Raw genomic sequence first — 18,756 nt, forward strand, 5'->3', positions numbered from 1 at the left:
GATGAAAATAATGATTATTATAAAGATAAAATAGAGGGTAAAGATTTTGACGATAATGACCTGTTACAATTACTCAAAGAACACCCTCAGCTAATTAAAACACCCATTATTGTTTCAGAGAAAACAGCAAAATTTATTAAATCAGCTTATGATTTTAATGAAATGGGTATGGCCTTTAAAGAAATTCAAAATAAATTCGCTAATAAAGGAGAAAGTGATGGAGAATAAAGGATTAATTATCACTCATTATAAGTGCAGTTAAAACATATAGGTCAAACTCATATTTAATCCCAAAAATGCTGGTGTGCTATCAAAAGTAGCGTTCTCGGTAGTAATATTAGACAATGCTTTTTTGAAGGTCGGCATAATACTAATGGCATATTTATCAGCAAATGGATAGCTAATATCTAAACCTGCAATGCTACTAGCAAAAACTTTTTTATAAGATTGCCTATCATTTTGATTAAATTCAATTTCGTTGATTTGCTGACTACCACCTTTTAGCGTATTTCTCAGGATTAAATCAGCTGAAATACCGCCCACCAGTGAAACATCAAATTTCGAATCAATAATTTTATATGATAACATCAATGGGAAAGTTATAATCTGAAAATCATTATATAATTCATATTCAGAAATAGCATTTACAACTCGTCCATCAGAAATTTCGGTTGAACTACTTGCACCATGATAAGGATATAGTTTGTCACTATTTTTATCTCTCAAAACAGTGCTGCTGGAGGATGTAGAACGAAATGCACCATATTGGACACCTGATTTAATATTCCATCTATCATTTAATTGAACCCCTAAATTAAGCCCAAATGTGAATGACATATTACCTTTCATAGGGGCCGAACTCAAATCTTCCACTGCATTTCTTTCTTGACTAGTAGCTGAGCTTTGATCAGTTAGTGTTCGGGCATTAGTTCCTGCATTGTTTAATGTTGAAACTGTTGAAAATATAGGTGTTTCTGTAATTTCTGAATTTGGATTAAAATTTCCAGAGCCCACATTAACATTAGAATTCCATCTAACAGTTGACCTTTCTTTTACTTTATCCACATTACTCACAGCAAAGTAAGATACCTTTTCTATTTTATAATCTAACTTAGGTAATTCAGATAAGGATGCAGGATTTCTGATTTCCAATTTTTCAAGTATTGGAAGAGCATTTTCATCTGTACTGAGCAGATTTGACCGCTCAATTTCATTGGAAGCAATCAATACATTCCCATTACCTGATTTTTCGTTTGACAGCCTATTCCCTATGGTTTTTTCACCTATTTGTTCAGAGTCATTTTGCTTATTCCTACTATTCACCGCAGGAATTGATGAGATTGACTTGTTTCTATCTAATAAAAGTCTATCCTCCAAAATATTTATTTTTTCTGGTAGAAAAGTGCTTTCTTGATTATTCCTATAGGCAAAATCCTGTAAATTGAAGTAAATGGAAATTAAAGCAATGAAAATAACAGCCGCAGCAAGATTTCTATAGAAAGAAGCTTTCTTTTGCATCCTCCTATTATCTTGCTTTAGTAATTCAGCTTCAATTCCTTCCCATACGCTACTTCCCGGCTGAACCTCAGCCCCTGCAAGTTTACGCTCTATAGCACTATTAAATTTATCTTTATTGAAATCTTTCATTCCCCCACTTACTTTGCTTTTCTAATTGTTCCATTAATATTTTTCGTGCTCTTGCATATTGGGATTTTGAAGTCCCAATACTTATCTCAAGCATCTCTGCTATTTCTTTATGATGATAACCTTCAATAGCGTATAAATTAAAAATAACTTGACATCCTGTGGGCAAGCCCTGAATTAAGTTCATTAAATCTTCTACAGCCAAATTATCAACTGACATTGAAGTCATACCTTCTTTGAGGTCTTCTACATCTACCATTGGATATAAATACAATTTACTCCTCTGATGATTTAATGCAGTATTAATTATTATTCTCTTAATCCAATATCCAATACTGGATTCCCCTCTAAATTTTTTGATATTCTCAAAAACTTTAATAAATCCTTCCTGCAGAATATCCTCCGCTTCCAAAGTTGATTTTGAATACCGCAAAGCTATCGCCAACATTCCAGAGGAAAATTGTTGGTAAAGCTCATATTGGCTCTTTCTGTCGCCTTTTTGGCAACCCTTTATAAGTTCTTTGGTTCTAGGCATGACAAAACCTTAAGGATTCTGTTTATATTAGACCCAAATTACAAATTAAAGGTTGGAATGAAACATAATATATATATTTTAATTAGCTTTTTAGTTATTATTTTAACTACAAACTCCTGTGTGCCAGTGCAATCAACAGGAGGAAGCACATCATCTTCCGCTAGAAGCTATCCTGAACTGGAATTTGAGAATAGAAGCTATCAGGATCGAATTAACACTGTTCAGCTCGTTCAATTTCGAAATAACCAAATGAATTCTACTAACAATCCTATCATAGAACTTGATGCAAATGAACAACTTCTTTTGACATTTGATGATATTAATACCCAACAACAGCAATATTTCGCAAAAATAATTCATTGCAATAAAGATTGGACTGCCAAAAGCAATATCCAGTCAATGGATTACCTGGAAGAATATAATCAGTTTCTGATAAAAGAATTTGAATTTTCCTTTGATACAAAGATGGGATATGTTCATTATGAATGGAATGTTCCAAAAGTTAATATATCTGGAAATTACTTGGTAGTGGTGTACCAAAATAATAATGAGGAGGACATTATACTGAGTGAACGCTTTATGGTGCAAGAAAATAATGTAGGCATTAGCTATAAGGTTTCAGCTTCCAGCATTGTATCTAAAAGAAGAACACATCAGGAAATAGAATTCGAAGTATTTTTAAATAACATAAATGTGCTAAATGCAGTGACAGATATACACCCAGTGGTTAGACAAAATAATAATTGGTTATATGCCAAAAAAATATCAGACCCATTCAAAATTACAGATGGTAATAAGCGATTAGTATATAAATTCTTTGACGGAGAATTAAATTTTGCTGGCGGAAACGAATTTAGATTTTTTAATATCTCAACTATAAACTTTAAAAGCAATGGCGTTGCAAATATAAATAAGGAAACAACTCCAGTTTCGGTTGAACTTTTAATTGATAAGACTCGATCAACACAATCCTACAGAGAATGGGAAGACCGCAATGGTGGATTTGTAATAGGCAATAGTGAAAGACAGAATACCCCTTTAGTAGCTGATTATTTTTTAACGAATTTTAATTTAGAGGCACCTCAAGAATATGGAGATATCTATGTAGTTGGTGAATTTAATAATTGGCATTTAGATAACTCTAACAAAATGATCTACGATCCTACTACTGGAATGTATTCAAATAGAAAATTATTAAAACAAGGATATTACGAATACAATTATTATGTTGAAAATAGAGATGACAATCCCATTGAAGGGAATTATTTTAACACAGAAAACTCATATGATATATTAATATACTATAAAAACCCTCAACTTAGATATGATAGGTTAATCGGATACACCAAGTTTAATTCTCGAGCTGCCCAGTGAAATATGGAACGGTTTGACTTCCTGGTGTAACTTCCGCTAAATCTAACATGCCAAACCCTTTATCATTGTATAAACCTAAGCCATTTTCAAAAATATATTGATGAAATTCTGGAGAAGCATTTAAAGTAAAAGGAAACGTATAACCTCTCACTTCATAAGGGACATCTTGGTCATAAATTGGGTATACTCTGGAATATTTTTTTCCCTTATCCTCTAATTTTTTTAAGTAATTACCGTCAGGCAAAAACTCAAAATCTCCAAGGTTTAGTACCTCATTTTTCTCTTGTAATGCAATTTTTAATATCTCAATAAATTCATTCGATTCGGGATGAATAAATTTTTTCGCAGTGTCGCTAGAAAATTTTGGTGTTAAAAGCACTATAGGTGACAAACAGATATATTTAGTTTCTTCAGAGAAATCAACTTTATGCTCCAATTCAACCGTATGCGGAATTATAGTTAATCCATTCAGCTTAATTTCTGGCAAACTGAATAATACATCAATTATTGAATCAATGAAATCTTGATTGGAACATGAAAATACAACGGTTATCTTAGAACTATAAAAATGCAGCCCAGATTTACTTACTGTAGTTTGTCCTTTCAAGCCTGAAAAATTATAATGCTTGAAAGTATTAAACTCTTCTTTTCCACACTTTTTGATTAGGCCTTTAAAAAATCTAAACAAATAGTATTGATGATGAAAGGGAACGTTAGCTCCTTTTTCCTTATTCTTAAAAATTAATCTAACTCTCACAGCCTCCTATTTTTTGTGGGTAGACTACTCGTGCAATTAAATTGTTTTAATATTTATAGAAAAAATTACACATTAAACCTAAAATGCATGATATCTCCATCTTTTACCACATATTCTTTCCCTTCAATCGAAATTTTACCTGCTTCTTTGCAAGCATTTTCGGTTTTAAATTTTTGATAATCCTCTAGTTTAATGACTTCAGCTTTAATAAAACCCTTTTCAAAATCAGTGTGGATAACACCTGCGGCTTGAGGAGCTTTCCAACCATTTTTAATGGTCCATGCTTTAACTTCTTGCTTACCTGCAGTGAAATACGTAATTAAATTTAATATCGAATAAGAGGCCCTTATAAGTTTGTTTAAGCCTGACTCTTTCAATCCATATTCATCAAGAAACATAGCCTTTTCATCAGCATCATCAAATTCGGCAATTTGAGCTTCAATCGCTGCACTTACTACAATTACTTCTGCTTCTTCGTCTTTGACATACTCTTTAAACTTATCAACTAAAGCATTTCCGTTTACCGCTGCTGTTTCTTCAACGTTTGTTACATAAATTACAGGCTTATCGGTCAATAAAAGTAAATCCCTTACCGGTTCTTTTTCTTCTTTACTAAGTTTTAGAGTTCTGGCATTTTTTCCATCCTGCAAAACATCCTTATATTGATTTAATACTGCCAGTTCTTTTCTTGCATTTGCATCTCCAGACCTAGCGACTTTTTCAGTTTTAAGAATTTTTTTCTCAACTGACTCCAAATCTTTTAATTGAAGCTCTGTATCTATAATATCCTTATCTGCTACGGGATTTACTCGACCAGATACGTGCGTGATGTTATCATCTTCAAAACATCTGACAACATGGACAATGGCATCTACTTCACGTATATTGCCCAAAAATTTATTACCTAGTCCTTCGCCTTTGCTAGCACCTTCTACCAACCCAGCTATGTCAACAAACTCTATAATAGTTGGTACTACCTTATCAGGATTAACAAGTTCCTTTAAAATATTTAATCTTTCATCCGGAACGCTAATCACACCAACATTCGGGTCAATTGTACAAAAAGGAAAATTGGCTGCTTCTGCCTTAGCATTAGAAAGCGCATTAAATAAGGTTGATTTTCCAACATTTGGTAAACCGACAATCCCGCACTGTAATCCCATGAAAATAATTTATTAATTCTGAAATATTTTATATTGCTTATAGCCTTGATAGAGTTCAATAAGAATCACTCTAAAAACTGTATAAACCGGAATGGCCGCAACCATTCCAATTACACCTGCCAAGGATGCGCCTGCAAAGATAATAACAAAAATTTCTAATGGATGTGCTTTTACGCTTTTTGAGAAAATTAGTGGCTGCAAAACAATATTGTCAGTGATCTGTACTACCGCAAAAACTGACACTATCTTTATTACCAAAAGAAAGAGTTCATTACTAAATTCAAAAATCCCGCCAGTAGTAACGCCTACTATTATTCCAAAAGATGCACCCAAAATTGGCCCAGCGTATGGAATTAAGTTAGCAACTGCTGCAAATACTGCTATAGTCACAGCATATTTAATCCCAAAAATACTTAAGCCAACAGAAGCAATTGTGAATATTGAGATCATTTGAAATAACAATCCTAATAAATAATTTGAAAGCAGCTTTTCTATTTTATAAATCGCACCAATCGATACCTCAAAATATTTATTGGGAATTAATTGGATGAACTTTCTTCTGGCAAGACCCTTTTCATAAAGTAAAAAGAAAGATATAAACAATACTGCCAAAATTGCTACGAAGATACTACCTGTTATGGAGATAAAATTATTTAGGATAAAACTAAAATCTACTGTTTTGGCAAAATTTAAAATACTTTCTTTTAATCGGTCAATGATAAACCCTTCTTCTCCAACATTAGGAATAGAATTCATTAAAAAGATTTCTACTGATTGTATTGGAGTGGTAATTCTATCGTAAAGGTTATCATAATTAAGTTGGCTAAGAATTTGAATTTGCTCAGACACTAAAGGAATAAAAAGCCCAACAAAAAGCACTATAAATCCTATGAAAACAGAGAACGCTATAATAATTGTGAGAATTTTAGGCATTTTGTAGCCATAAAAAAAAAGACTATTCAAGTAGCCTACTAATGGCCTTAAAATGGTAGAGATTATTAAAGAAATGATGATATATATAAATATATCAGAGAAAAGTAGGCTTACGAAATATAGTATTATAGCACCACCAAATAAATATAATATAGGTCTAATTCGATTCACAGCTTAAAGGTAATAGATTCTAAAAAGAAAAGAATTAAAAACTAGGCAAAAAAAAAGGCGACATAAATATGTCGCCTTTTTACTTTAAAAAATATATCCTTAGTCAATTTCAGGATTATTTTGAATTTCCAATTGAGGAATATCAAAAGTCATTCTGTCATCATCTGCCGGAATCTGTTCACCAGGGAATGTTAAATGATTAGGAGCTACAGTAATTGTTCTCTTATTTCTTTTAACTGAAAGGTAGCTTTTACCTTCACCCCAAAGCTCAATTCTGCCTTGAAGAATAGCTTCATCAATTAAAGCTTGCTGTCCTAATCCGCCAATATAACTTGCATCGGGAACTCTATTACCCATCAAAGCAGTCAAAGAAGTTCTAGCGCCAGCTAAGTCACCTGCCTTGGCAGCAGTTTCAGCGTGAAGTATATAGAACTCTTCGATTCTCATATAAACATAATCAGTCGTAACCGTACGTTGACCACCAATTACTCTATCTGGAGCATAGAACTTACCAGTTGGCTCCCAGTATCCTAGGTAGTAGTTTTGTCTAAATTGACTAAGTCTTGCATCATCAGGTGACATAGAATTTAACAAAACTGGATTAATAGTTTTTGTATCACCAACCCATGCATAACTGTAAGTGAAAATATCCATTTGACCCCACCAAGAAATTAGATCTAATCCAATATCCTCAGTCAAATCAACTCCCCACATCCAATTATTATTTTCAATAGTATTGAAACCATTTGTTACTTCATCAGACGCTAATAAATCATAACCACTATTATCAATTATATCCTTAGCTAAAGCAGCAGCCTCAGCATTTCTATCTAAAGCGGCATAAGTGTAAGCCAATAATCCTTTAGCAACATATTCATCAATCGCAAACAAACCTGGTCTACTAAAACCTTCCAAATATTCTACCGCAGTAGTTAAATCAGATTCTATCAATGCAAATACTTCGTCTAAAGTACTAAGTGGTTGATTTGGTGATAATGAATTATCATAAAGAGGAATAGTAGGCTCATTAAGACTTAAATCTTCAGCAAAAAAGTTTACTAAATAAAAATATGCATAGGCTCTTAAAGCTTTTGCTTGTCCCATTATTCTTTGACCCTCTACTAATTCAGGCTCAGCATCTGTTCCACCCAAACCATCTATGATGGTATTGGCACCTAAAATCACACGGTAGTAGTATCTCCATACCATATAATTTCTTGTGTTTGTGAAGTCAATAGTTACCTGATAATCAGATAACTGACCATACCAACCATATATCTTGGCCGATAAAACCATATCGCCAGATAACATATCACTAAAGATGTCATAACCTTTCTGACCAAAATCATCATGATTAGTGGTACCACCTGAACCAGTTTGATACATTAAAGAATATGCACCTCTCAAATTTGAAAGCTGGATACCAGGATTTATTTCTGATATCTCTGAAGCACGCTCTACTGAGATGAACTCGGTAGGTTCTGTTTCCAAGAAATCATCACTACAACCAACGAAGACCATAGTGAAGAATGCTGCTATAATTATTTTATTTAATTTCATATTGCGTTCTTTTTAGAATTTAACTTTTAAACCGCCAGTTAAGGTACTTAAAGGAGAATATCTGTACATGCTAGAAGCACCTGTTACAGCAGTGCTTGGGTTAAACCCATCTCTGTAAGAAAATAATGCTAAATTATCACCAGCAGCAAATATGCTTAAGCTTTTAACACCAATTCTCTCTACCAATTTAGTTGGGAAAGTATATCCAACTCTAATATTAGATACGTTTAAGAAATCAGACGGTGTTAAGAATCTAGAAGAAGCAGAGTTAACTCTCAAATCTAAATCATTTGATAATCTAGGTACATCTGTGATATCACCTTCTTGCTGCCATCTATCTCTAATGTCAGTATGCCAGTTATTGGATCCTGCTTGACCATTGTGCATCAAAGTAGCATAAGCACCATCATAAGCATAACCACCTACACTATACAACACCAATGCACTAACATTGATCCCTTTCCATCCACCAGCTAAGTTGAATGCACCTCTAACAGCAGGTATTGCTGTTTTATCAAGAAACTTCTGAGTTGCAGTTGCATAAGAAGTGGTAGTGGTTTCTAGGATATTTGCATCAGGATTTCTTGATGTATATTCATATAATGAACTAATACCTTCGTCAGCAGCATCAAACTCACCATTACCATTAACATCATTATAATGTAAGGTCCATTCTGATGCTCCATCTTCAGGATTAACACCAGCAAACTCTCTCATATAAAAATCAAATATTGATCTTCCAGCAGTTCTACCATAAATACCATCGATATCAATTTCTTTTTCTTCACCTGTAGCAGGGTCAATTGGTAATCTCAACAACTCGTTAGAAATGATTTCACCGTTAACTGATAAATCTAAGTAATAATCTTTGCCTTTTAAGATATGGCCAGTAACATCAAATTCGATACCACTATTTCGTAGTGCACCATCATTCACGTCAATTAAAGCATATCCCAATGAAGGACCTACTCTTCTCTCAAAAATCAAGTTGTCAGTAGTTTTTACATAGTAATCTACTGAAGCATCAATTCTATTCCACAAGTTAAATTCTAAACCAGTTTGGAATTGATTCGAAACTTCCCAAGTTAAGTCAGGATTACCTTTAGTAGCTAAGCTCAAAGATGGTTGTCCATTTAAGTTAGCAATATCTAATAAATCGTATCCAGGATAGAAATCAACACCTGCTTGATCACCAGTTAAACCGTAACTAGATTTTAATTTCAAGTATTTAACAAAATCTGCTCCTCTTAAAAACTCCTCATTAGACATTACCCATGAACCACCAATTGAACCGAAAGTACCCCACTTATCTTTTAAGAATCGTGAAGAACCATCTCTTCTAACTGAACCAGTTAAGTAATACTTTTGATTAAAGTTATAATTAACTTGACCGAAATAACTTTCAATTGAATAATCATCAACGTATGAATCTGCACTAATATTAACAACTGCGTTTCTGAATTCTACTCCGAATGGATCAACCAATTGCTGTTTGAAACCACTTGTAAAGCTTCTCTCCCATCTGTTACTCTCATGAGCAGCTAATGCTGAAATGCTATGAACTCCGAAGTCTTTCTGATATCTTACTAAATTAGTAAAGGTATAGTTAAAGATTTCAGTATTAGTCTTGAAAATAGAACCATTAGTACTAGCAGAAGATCCATAAAATGGAGAATTCTGCTGATCATTATTACTATTTAAGTATTGCCATCCGTAAGTTGATTCAAATGATAAATCATCATTGAAATCAATGTTAATATTAGCACTACCATTCAATTCATTGTTCACTCTATTACGAACATTAATATTAGCATCAGAAATTGAGTTAGTTAATGCTCCAAAGCCTCTACCAGCTTCTCCGTAATCGTAAATATTACCTCCATAATAAGGATCAGGAATTTTGTTACCTTCAGCATCTCTTAAAAATAATGGATAGATTGATGGAATATTATCAACAAACCAGAAAACACTACCTGAATCCGATGTTTGACCACCATTGTTTGTTTCAGAACGAGTATAACCGATATTTACACTCCCAGATAACCAAGGTTTTAATTGGTGAGACAAATTGAATCTTGAACTAACTCTTTCGAAATCAGAATTGATAGAATATCCAACATCTTTCAAATAACCAACTGAAGTAAAGTAACGAACAGCCTCATTACCTCCACCTAATCTAATATTTCCTTCTTGTCTTGTAGACGGTTGAAAAGCATAATCTTCCCAATTTTCAGGGTCATACTTTCTAGTAACACCTGGACGAACTGAACGCGTAGCAGGATCAATTAATTCTCCAGCATTAGCAACATTCCACATATTATAATTTGGACTTACACCATTACCACTAAAAAGTCTTGCATTTGCATAAGCCTCAGGATCTGTACTACCTAAGATTTGACCTCTGTTATACAAACCTTCCCAACCTAAAGCGATATACTCTTCAGGAGAAGAAATTCTGTCATAACGAGGTAATAAGTTTTGGTTTTGACCAAACTTACCATCAATCTCGATGTAAGACTCATTTGCATTACCTTTTTTAGTGTTAATCAAAATAACACCATTAGCACCTCTAGAACCATAAATTGCAGTTGCAGTAGCATCTTTCAAAATAGTAGTTGAAGCAATATCATTAGGGTTAATTGCATTGATACTTCCAAAGTAAGGTACACCATCTAATACATAAAGAGGAGCACTGTTTCCATTTACGGAACCAATACCTCTAATACGTACAGTTGCTTCAGTACCTGGCTGACCTGAAGTGTTCACAACGTTTACACCTGCAACCTCACCAGCTAGACCTTGAGATATGTTAGAAACACTTTTTCTCTCGATAGCTCCTGGATCAACTGTTTTCAATGAACCAGAGAATGATTGCTTGGTAGTTTCACCATATCCAACAACCACAACTTCACTTAACTGCTCAACATCAGCTTCCATCTGTACATCAATTACAGATCTAGAACCGATTTCGATTTCTTGTTGAGCCATTCCAATGAATGAAAAAACTAATGTACCACCATCAGAAGGTACCGAAATTTTATAATTTCCGTCCAAATCAGTGTTCTGACCAGTACCAGTACCTTTTAATAAAACGTTCACACCCGGTAAGCCTTCGCCTGTCTCAGCGTCAGTAACTGTACCACTTACGGTGCGATCCTGTGCCCATGCGTGTAGCACGAACACCAACATGAAACATGTTAGTAGAATCTTCTTCATACTTATTTTAGTTTAGGTTAATAATAATTAAAAGTTAAATGTACATAACATTTAATTAAAAAACCTAACGAAATATAAATTTTTCTTGAAAATTATTCGCCAAATAAAAAATTTATATTTCAGTGTATTATAGTCTATTGTATACATATTTAGGCTTAAGACAATATTTTCGAGTGATTTGATAAATTTCACAAAGAATTAATATTCTAAGATAAAATTGAATTACATCACCTTGAAAATAACTGTCTTTAAATATTGCCCTGAAGGCGTTTTTTGTGCTCCATATCCTTTTGCTGCAATTCTATTGGAGTCGATGTTGTGAAATCTTATTAATTCCATCAAAACAGCTTCTGCCCTTTGTTGTGAAAGCTCTTTATTATATTGTGATGAACCTACATTATCTGTATATCCACCAATTTCTATTTTGATTTCTGGATTTTGAATTAAAAATTCTGCGATTTTACGAATTTCATTCCGCGACTTTTCACTTACCTGGTAACTGTCAAATTCAAAATATATATTATTAAGAATAACCGATTCATTTTTACGAATAGCATTTAAAGAAAAATTTATTTCCTCCTTTTCCTCTTTTACTTGAAGCTTTTGCGATTTAAATAAATACCCTTTCGCCTCCACATAAAATGAATAATCTGAAGGCTTAGGTACAATTACTTTATATTCACCACTAACAGCACTACTGAAAGTTTCCTGTACTAAACTATCTAATTCTAGATCATATATTTGAATCCTTGCATTTATCGCGGAGCTATCTTCTGATGAAACCACTTTGCCATATACCAAATTTAAATCAGATTTATTTTTCATCTCTATATAATGAACACGGCTTGGCGGATACTTTTCTTCGGATGCCTGCTCGCGAGACCAATAAATATCTCCACTAAATTTTTGATGATAAGACAGCTCGTTGCTAAAAGTGTTGATTGGTAATCCAATATTTTCTACTGCATGTCTGTTAACAGGCCAACTGATTTTATAAATGTCAAAACCTCCCATGCCAACTCTTCCATTTGAACTGAAAAATAATTCGTCATTGGATAAAGTTAAAAAAGGAGAAATCTCATCTGCGAAAGTGTTTACCTTATCGCCTAGATTAATGGCCTCACTCCAATCCCCATTTACTCTTCTGGAGTAATAGAGATCTCTTTTACCAAATCCCCCGTTTCTATTAGAACTGAAAATTAAAAACCTCCCATCAGAGGATAGAAATGGTTGCGACTCCCAAGCGCTGGAATTAACCTTGGCACCTAAATTTAAAGGCTTTTGCCATTCGTCACCTTCGAAATAAGAAATATATAAGTCACAACTTCCTAAGCCGTCTCTTTTATTACAAGCCGTATAGACCATTACTCGTCCATCTGCAGAAATAGCAGCTGCTCCTTCATTTTCTTTGGTATTTATGACTGGAACCTCCTCAACATTTTGAAATTGATTACCTGATAATTTAGCTCGATAAATCCCTTCCGCCAAACTTCCAACTCTTTGACCCGTGAAGTACAAAAATTCAGATGGATAAAGAGTGAAAAATGGAAAATATATGCTTCTAAAAATATTAGCTGATTCAATAGTTTTAATGTCTGTATTACTTGTTGGTTGCTCCTTTATCTCATCCAAAGCAAAAACAATAGATTGAGTGATTATTTCAGTCATCTCAAGGTAATCTTCTTTTTCACCTTTCTGCCGATAAATTTCAAGTGGCTCTTTAGCTAATTCATATTTACCCCGATCAAAAGACTCTTTACCAAGTATGAAATAATAGTCTGTATATTTGGCAGGCCAGTTTTTTTCCAAAGAAAAGACCCTCTCCAATGAAGAAACCACTTTATTCAAATCATTTATCCCATAAAATAAAGTTGCTTTTTCCAAATAAAGATGGTGATTATCAGGTTCAATTTCTATGGCGTCATCCAAATATTGAACAGCAGCATCCCAATTTCTTTGATAAAGTGCTTCTTTAGATTTTTCGACTAAACGTTCTGTTCTCCATTTATAATCCTGACTGAATAAAGTCAGGTTGAAAAACATGATTATTAAAGAGAGTGCTAATATTTTGAAATTCATATCCCAATTTAGCTGATAAGGGAGAATTTCAAAAGCAATTCTTGATTTAAGCTATAGGTAGAACTTTTCCAAAGTTTAATATTGTAAAAATTACTAAGCTCATTAGACCTCTTTCTGATTTAGGGAAAATTAACTTTTGAAAAGTTGAACTAGGTTTATGAAAATTATCGCTTAAGGAATTTGTAAATATTTATGTGTTTGCAAAGAAATACTCCATTTAGGATTTTCTTTCACATAATTTACAATCAGGGGCATCATTTCTTCGCGCTTACTCCATTCGGGCTGAATCATCAATTTACAATCAGCACTTACTTTTTGAGCATGTTCTTCTGCCCATTTGAAATCTGATTTATTAAAAATGATGATTTTTAATTCATCTGCGCGGTTATACCATTGATCCAATGGCGCCTTGAATTTTTTAGGCGAAAGGCAAATCCAATCTACCATTCCACTAAAAGGATATGCTCCTGAAGTTTCCACATTTACATGAAAGCCTTTTTGCAATAATCGTTTGGTTAATCCATGCATATCATACATAAAAGGCTCACCTCCAGTTATGACTGCTAAACGAGATTCATACTGATAGGCATCATCAACGATATCATCAATTTTTTTAAGTGGCCATTTATCGGCATCCCAGGAATCTTTTACATCACACCAGATACAGCCGACATCACAACCACCCAAGCGAATGAAATAAGCTGCTTTTCCGCTATGACTTCCTTCTCCTTGAATAGTATAAAAAGCCTCCATTAATGGGAGCTCAACGCTTGGATCAAACGAGTTCTTTTCCATAAATTTCTTTTTGAGCGGCTAACCATGTATTCATTAATAGACCAGCTCTTGTCATTGGTCCAACTCCACCTGGAACGGGGGTAATATGTGTGGCTTTTTTTGAAACCTCTTCGAAAAGCACATCTCCTTTTAATGCAAATCCTGATTTTTTACTTGCATCTGGTACACGAGTAGTTCCAACATCTATCACCACTACATCTTTCTTTACCATATCAGCGGTAATCAAGCCCGGCTTTCCAACCGCTACAATTAAAATATCAGCTTGCCTGGTGTATTTTTCTAAATCTATTGTATATCGGTGAGTCAAAGTTACCGTAGCATCTCCAGGGTAATTAGCGCTACCCATTAAAATAGAAACTGGAGAACCTACAATATGACTTCTTCCTACTACCACACAATGCTTTCCTTTGGTTGGGATTTCATAGCGTTTTAATAATTCCATTACACCAAATGGAGTTGCAGGAATGTAAGCTGGTAAATTGGAAGCCATTCTTCCAAAGTTGATGGGATGAAAACCATCCACATCTTTTTCAGGTTTGATAGCATTTAAAATTTTATCTACATTGATATGTTTTGGAAGCGGCAATTGCACGATGAACCCATCTACTCTGTCATCATTATTCAATTTATCCACCTCTTGCAAAAGCTCAAGTTCAGAAATCGAAGCATCAAAAAGCAATTTTGAGGACTCAAAACCTATTTCCTGACAATCTTTCACTTTTGCCTCAACGTAAGTTTGACTAGCTCCATCTGTCCCTACCAAAATAGCAGAAAGATGAGGTACTTTACCACCTTCTTTCTTTATCTCGTCAACTTTTGCTTTTAATTCTTCTTTTATTTGAGAAGAAATTTTCTTCCCGTCTAATAAAATAGGCATGATATTATGCTTAAATAATGATAATTTATTTTCTGGGGGTCAGTCTAACTTAAGAACAGCCATGAATGCTTCCTGTGGAATTTCAACATTTCCTACCTGACGCATTCTCTTTTTACCTTTTTTCTGCTTTTCCAAAAGCTTCCTTTTACGGGAAATATCTCCCCCATAACATTTAGCTAATACGTTTTTACGAAGGGCTTTAACGGATTCTCTGGCAATCACTTTAGTGCCAATTGCCGCTTGAATTGCGATTTCAAATTGTTGTCTCGGGATTAACTCCTTCAGTTTCTCACACAATTTTTTACCCCATTCGTAAGCTTTATCCCTATGAACAATAGCTGAAAGGGCATCTACTTTATCTCCATTTAATAGAATATCTAATTTCACCAGATTACTGGCATGATATCCTACCAATTCATAATCCAACGAAGCATACCCCTTAGAAATGGTTTTCAATTTATCGAAGAAATCAAAAACAATTTCGGCTAAAGGCAAATGGAAAGTCAATTCAACTCTACTCTGCGTAAGGTAAACCTGATTTTTAATTTCTCCCCTTTTCTCCATACAAAGGGATATCACAGGTCCGACAAAATCATCTTTTGTTATAATCTGGGCTCTGATATATGGCTCTTCCAAATGGTCAATTTCTCCTAAATCAGGTAATTCTGATGGAGCACTTACTTTCTTCATTTCCCCACCTTTCTTATATGCATGAAATTGCACAGATGGAACGGTGGTAATCACCGTCATATCAAACTCACGCTCCAATCTTTCCTGCACGATTTCCATGTGCAACATTCCCAAAAAGCCGCATCTGAAACCGAATCCTAAAGCTGCAGAAGTTTCAGGTTCCCAAACTAATGAAGCATCATTTAATTGGAGTTTTTCCATAGAAGCTCGCAATTCTTCGAATTCAGAGGTATCAACAGGATAAATTCCTGCATAAACCATTGGCTTTACGTTTTCAAAACCTTGAACCGCTGTTCCTGGATTATTAACCTGGGTAATGGTATCCCCTACTTTTACTTCTTTGGCTACTTTAATCCCACTGATTAAATAACCTACATTTCCTGTGCTAATGGTATTTCTTGGCTGCTGAGTCAATTTTAAAATACCAATTTCATCAGCTTCATACGTTTTACCTGTATTGATGAATTTAATTTTATCTCCTTTATTGATTTCGCCATTGAAAACTCTAAAATAAACTTCAATTCCTCTGTAAGGATTGAATACAGAATCAAAAACCATGGCTTGTAAAGGTGCCTTAGGGTCTCCTTTCGGAGCTGGTATTCTATGCGCTACGGCTTCCAATATTTCAGTTATTCCAATTCCTTCCTTAGCACTTGCATGGAGGATGTCTTCCCTTTTACAACCAATTAATTCAATAATTTGGTCAGAAACTTCCTCAATCATAGCTCCAGGCAAATCAATCTTATTCAGCACGGGAATAATTTCCAAATCATGCTCAATGGCTAGATATAAATTGGAAATGGTTTGTGCTTGAATACCTTGAGCTGCATCTACAATCAATAATGCGCCCTCGCAAGCAGCAATGGAACGAGAAACTTCGTAGGAGAAATCTACGTGACCAGGAGTGTCAATAAGGTTATAAATATAGTCTTCTCCATTATATTTATAATCCATTTGGATTGCATGTGACTTGATTGTGATGCCTCGCTCACGTTCCAAATCCATACTATCCAACAGCTGCTCCATTTTCTCGCGATCATTCACCGTATGAGTTGAATCCAACAGTCTATCTGCCAAGGTGCTTTTACCATGGTCAATATGCGCAATAATGCAAAAATTTCTAATATTCTTCATCTGTATAACTTTTCCTCGATTTTTCTTACTTGGCAGACAAAATTCATTGCTCTATTTGACCTCAATAATAAGTCGGTTTTGGACCGTTCATCTTCATAATCGAAGTGCAAAAGTACGTAATAAGCCTGAGATATAATAATAAGGATATTCTAATTTATTGATTTAGACTTGAGACTGATTTATTCACAGAATTGTTTGAGCAATAGCCATTTTTAAAACGCACAGATTTATCATAAATTTTTTCCCAATTATTTATTTAAATCATAAAAGCCAATAGAATCAAAAAGGGTTCCTAATAATTTTCTTAATTTTGGGCTTATGGGAATACGTGCAGTACTAAGTAAACCTTTGGCGGCTATTGTAGTCAACCAACAAAAAAAATGGGCAGCCCAACCGACTCTGTCCCAAATCAAGATTTTCAAAAGCATCATCCACAAAGCAAAAAACACTGCTTTCGGGAAAGACCATGGCTTTGAAAACATTCAAACCTATGAAGATTTTCAAAGGCAAGTCCCCATTCGGGATTATGAAGCCCTAAAACCTTATGTAGATAAAATACTACAAGGTGAAGAGGATGTACTTTGGCCAGGAAAGCCAGCTTATTTTGCCAAAACTAGTGGGACGACTTCAGGTACCAAATATATTCCCATCACCAAAGACTCCATTCCCAATCATATTAACAGTGCCAAAAACGCAATACTAAGCTATGTACACGAAACAGGAAAATCTCAATTTCTAGACGGCAAACTGATTTTTTTATCAGGTGCTCCGACTTTGGAGAAAAAAGCGGGGATCAATACTGGTCGTTTATCAGGGATTGTGAATCATCATGTTCCTAATTATTTGCGAACTAATCAACTTCCTTCTTTTGAAACCAACTGTATAGAGGAATGGGAAGAAAAATTGGAGCGAATCATAGACGAAACGATAAATCAGGATATGAGCTTGATTTCAGGAATTCCTCCTTGGGTACAAATGTATTTTGATAGAATTCAGGCTAGGGTCAACAAACCTATTAAAGACATCTTCCCGAATTTTGAAATGTTTATTTATGGTGGAGTTAATTTTGAGCCTTATAAAAACAAATTATTCCAAAGCATTGGCAAAAAAGTAGATTCAATCGAAACATATCCTGCCTCAGAAGGCTTTATTGCCTATCAAGATACTCAAACGGAGGAAGGATTGTTGCTTCTTTTAAACAGTGGGATATTTTTTGAGTTTATTCCAGCTGAGGAATATTTTGACGAGAATCCGACTCGATTAATGATTGACCAAGTGGAAATGGATAAGAATTATGCATTAATTATCAATAGTAATGCTGGGTTGTGGGGTTATTCTATTGGAGATACGGTGAAATTTGTTTCCATGAATCCTTACAGAGTAGTGGTTTCTGGTAGAATTAAGCATTTTATTTCTGCATTTGGGGAACATGTAATCGGTGAAGAAGTGGAAAATGCCATGAAAGCAACATTAGAGAAATATGAGAATGTAAAAATCACTGAATTTACGGTTGCTCCTCAAGTTACGCCAAAAGAAGGTCTTGCTCATCACGAATGGTTTGTGGAATTTGATAATCCCCCAATTGATTTGGAAGCATTTTCTAAAGAATTAGATATTAATCTTAGGAAAAGAAATAGTTACTATGACGATCTTATTACAGGGAGCATCCTGAAGATATTAAAAATCAGAACGCTCAAAAAAGCCTCATTTATTAATTATATGCGCTCTGAAGGAAAGCTGGGAGGACAAAATAAAGTTCCTCGACTATCCAATGACAGAAAAATAGCAGAGGCTTTAGAAAAATACACTCATTAAATTTTACGCATTG

At 34.3% G+C, this 18,756-nt stretch carries 14 protein-coding genes; 3 read left to right on the forward strand and 11 right to left on the reverse strand.

The window, feature by feature from the left end:
* Positions 1-228 (forward strand): arsenate reductase family protein (locus VFM92_RS01665; RefSeq protein WP_325120455.1); only part of this gene is annotated, 228 nt, incomplete at its 5' end.
* Positions 229-258: 30 nt separating this feature from the next.
* Here the strand turns inward: VFM92_RS01665 and VFM92_RS01670 are convergent.
* A complete protein-coding gene (locus tag VFM92_RS01670) occupies positions 259-1,647 on the reverse strand; it encodes a hypothetical protein (RefSeq protein ID WP_325120456.1) in 1,389 nt (462 codons plus the stop codon).
* Positions 1,631-2,179, reverse strand: coding sequence for an RNA polymerase sigma factor (locus VFM92_RS01675; protein ID WP_325120457.1), 549 nt, complete (start codon positions 2,177-2,179; stop codon positions 1,631-1,633). Before VFM92_RS01675 ends, VFM92_RS01670 begins: the two co-directional genes overlap by 17 nt.
* 57 nt (positions 2,180-2,236) lie before the next feature.
* On the opposite strand from VFM92_RS01675, the gene VFM92_RS01680 reads away from it, so the two are divergent.
* Positions 2,237-3,553, forward strand: coding sequence for a DUF5103 domain-containing protein (locus tag VFM92_RS01680; protein ID WP_325120458.1), 1,317 nt, complete (start codon positions 2,237-2,239; stop codon positions 3,551-3,553).
* Here the strand turns inward: VFM92_RS01680 and cas6 are convergent.
* From cas6 to lepA, 9 genes are all read right to left on the reverse strand, one after another.
* On the reverse strand, positions 3,531-4,310 hold the full coding sequence (cas6, locus tag VFM92_RS01685; RefSeq protein ID WP_325120459.1) for a CRISPR-associated endoribonuclease Cas6: 780 nt from the start codon (positions 4,308-4,310) through the stop codon (positions 3,531-3,533). The two genes, VFM92_RS01680 and cas6, sit on opposite strands and share 23 nt — an antisense overlap.
* A 65-nt stretch (positions 4,311-4,375) precedes the next feature.
* Positions 4,376-5,473, reverse strand: a complete 1,098-nt coding sequence (ychF, locus tag VFM92_RS01690) for a redox-regulated ATPase YchF (RefSeq protein WP_325120460.1) — start codon at positions 5,471-5,473, stop codon at positions 4,376-4,378.
* Between the two features lie 12 nt (positions 5,474-5,485).
* The gene (locus tag VFM92_RS01695) at positions 5,486-6,577 is read right to left on the reverse strand and encodes an AI-2E family transporter (RefSeq protein WP_325120461.1); all 1,092 of its coding nucleotides are present in this window, start codon (positions 6,575-6,577) and stop codon (positions 5,486-5,488) included.
* 99 nt (positions 6,578-6,676) lie between these two features.
* The gene (locus VFM92_RS01700) at positions 6,677-8,137 is read right to left on the reverse strand and encodes a RagB/SusD family nutrient uptake outer membrane protein (protein WP_325120462.1); all 1,461 of its coding nucleotides are present in this window, start codon (positions 8,135-8,137) and stop codon (positions 6,677-6,679) included.
* 12 nt (positions 8,138-8,149) lie between these two features.
* Positions 8,150-11,353, reverse strand: coding sequence for a SusC/RagA family TonB-linked outer membrane protein (locus tag VFM92_RS01705; protein ID WP_325120463.1), 3,204 nt, complete (start codon positions 11,351-11,353; stop codon positions 8,150-8,152).
* A 222-nt stretch (positions 11,354-11,575) separates the two neighbouring features.
* Positions 11,576-13,432 carry an OmpA family protein gene (locus VFM92_RS01710; protein WP_325120464.1) on the reverse strand — a complete coding sequence of 619 codons (1,857 nt, stop codon included), beginning with the start codon at positions 13,430-13,432 and terminating at the stop codon, positions 11,576-11,578.
* Positions 13,433-13,603: 171 nt separating this feature from the next.
* Entirely contained in the window at positions 13,604-14,227 is a 624-nt protein-coding gene (locus VFM92_RS01715) for a 7-carboxy-7-deazaguanine synthase QueE (RefSeq protein WP_325120465.1), read from the reverse strand.
* A complete protein-coding gene (locus VFM92_RS01720; protein WP_325120466.1) occupies positions 14,208-15,104 on the reverse strand; it encodes a bifunctional 5,10-methylenetetrahydrofolate dehydrogenase/5,10-methenyltetrahydrofolate cyclohydrolase in 897 nt (298 codons plus the stop codon). The genes VFM92_RS01715 and VFM92_RS01720 overlap by 20 nt, the downstream gene beginning before the upstream one ends.
* A 39-nt stretch (positions 15,105-15,143) precedes the next feature.
* Positions 15,144-16,928, reverse strand: a complete 1,785-nt coding sequence (lepA, locus tag VFM92_RS01725; protein WP_325120467.1) for a translation elongation factor 4 — start codon at positions 16,926-16,928, stop codon at positions 15,144-15,146.
* A gap of 318 nt (positions 16,929-17,246) precedes the next feature.
* Between lepA and VFM92_RS01730 the strand changes: the two genes are divergently transcribed.
* A complete protein-coding gene (locus VFM92_RS01730; protein ID WP_325120468.1) occupies positions 17,247-18,743 on the forward strand; it encodes a GH3 auxin-responsive promoter family protein in 1,497 nt (498 codons plus the stop codon).
* Positions 18,744-18,756 lie beyond the last annotated feature (13 nt).

The organism is Marivirga sp., assembly GCF_035704835.1.
Classification (GTDB): Bacteria; Bacteroidota; Bacteroidia; order Cytophagales; family Cyclobacteriaceae; genus Marivirga.

Bases quoted from the DNA above. Each gene is read 5' to 3' on its own strand.
- VFM92_RS01670 (WP_325120456.1), bottom strand. From the start codon at position 1,647: ATGAAAGATTTCAATAAAGATAAATTTAATAGTGCTATAGAGCGTAAA.
- VFM92_RS01675 (WP_325120457.1), bottom strand. From the start codon at position 2,179: ATGCCTAGAACCAAAGAACTTATAAAGGGTTGCCAAAAAGGCGACAGA.
- VFM92_RS01680 (WP_325120458.1), top strand. From the start codon at position 2,237: ATGAAACATAATATATATATTTTAATTAGCTTTTTAGTTATTATTTTA.
- ychF (WP_325120460.1), bottom strand. From the start codon at position 5,473: ATGGGATTACAGTGCGGGATTGTCGGTTTACCAAATGTTGGAAAATCA.
- VFM92_RS01700 (WP_325120462.1), bottom strand. From the start codon at position 8,137: ATGAAATTAAATAAAATAATTATAGCAGCATTCTTCACTATGGTCTTC.
- VFM92_RS01705 (WP_325120463.1), bottom strand. From the start codon at position 11,353: ATGAAGAAGATTCTACTAACATGTTTCATGTTGGTGTTCGTGCTACAC.
- VFM92_RS01710 (WP_325120464.1), bottom strand. From the start codon at position 13,432: ATGAATTTCAAAATATTAGCACTCTCTTTAATAATCATGTTTTTCAAC.
- VFM92_RS01715 (WP_325120465.1), bottom strand. From the start codon at position 14,227: ATGGAAAAGAACTCGTTTGATCCAAGCGTTGAGCTCCCATTAATGGAG.
- VFM92_RS01720 (WP_325120466.1), bottom strand. From the start codon at position 15,104: ATGCCTATTTTATTAGACGGGAAGAAAATTTCTTCTCAAATAAAAGAA.
- lepA (WP_325120467.1), bottom strand. From the start codon at position 16,928: ATGAAGAATATTAGAAATTTTTGCATTATTGCGCATATTGACCATGGT.
- VFM92_RS01730 (WP_325120468.1), top strand. From the start codon at position 17,247: ATGGGAATACGTGCAGTACTAAGTAAACCTTTGGCGGCTATTGTAGTC.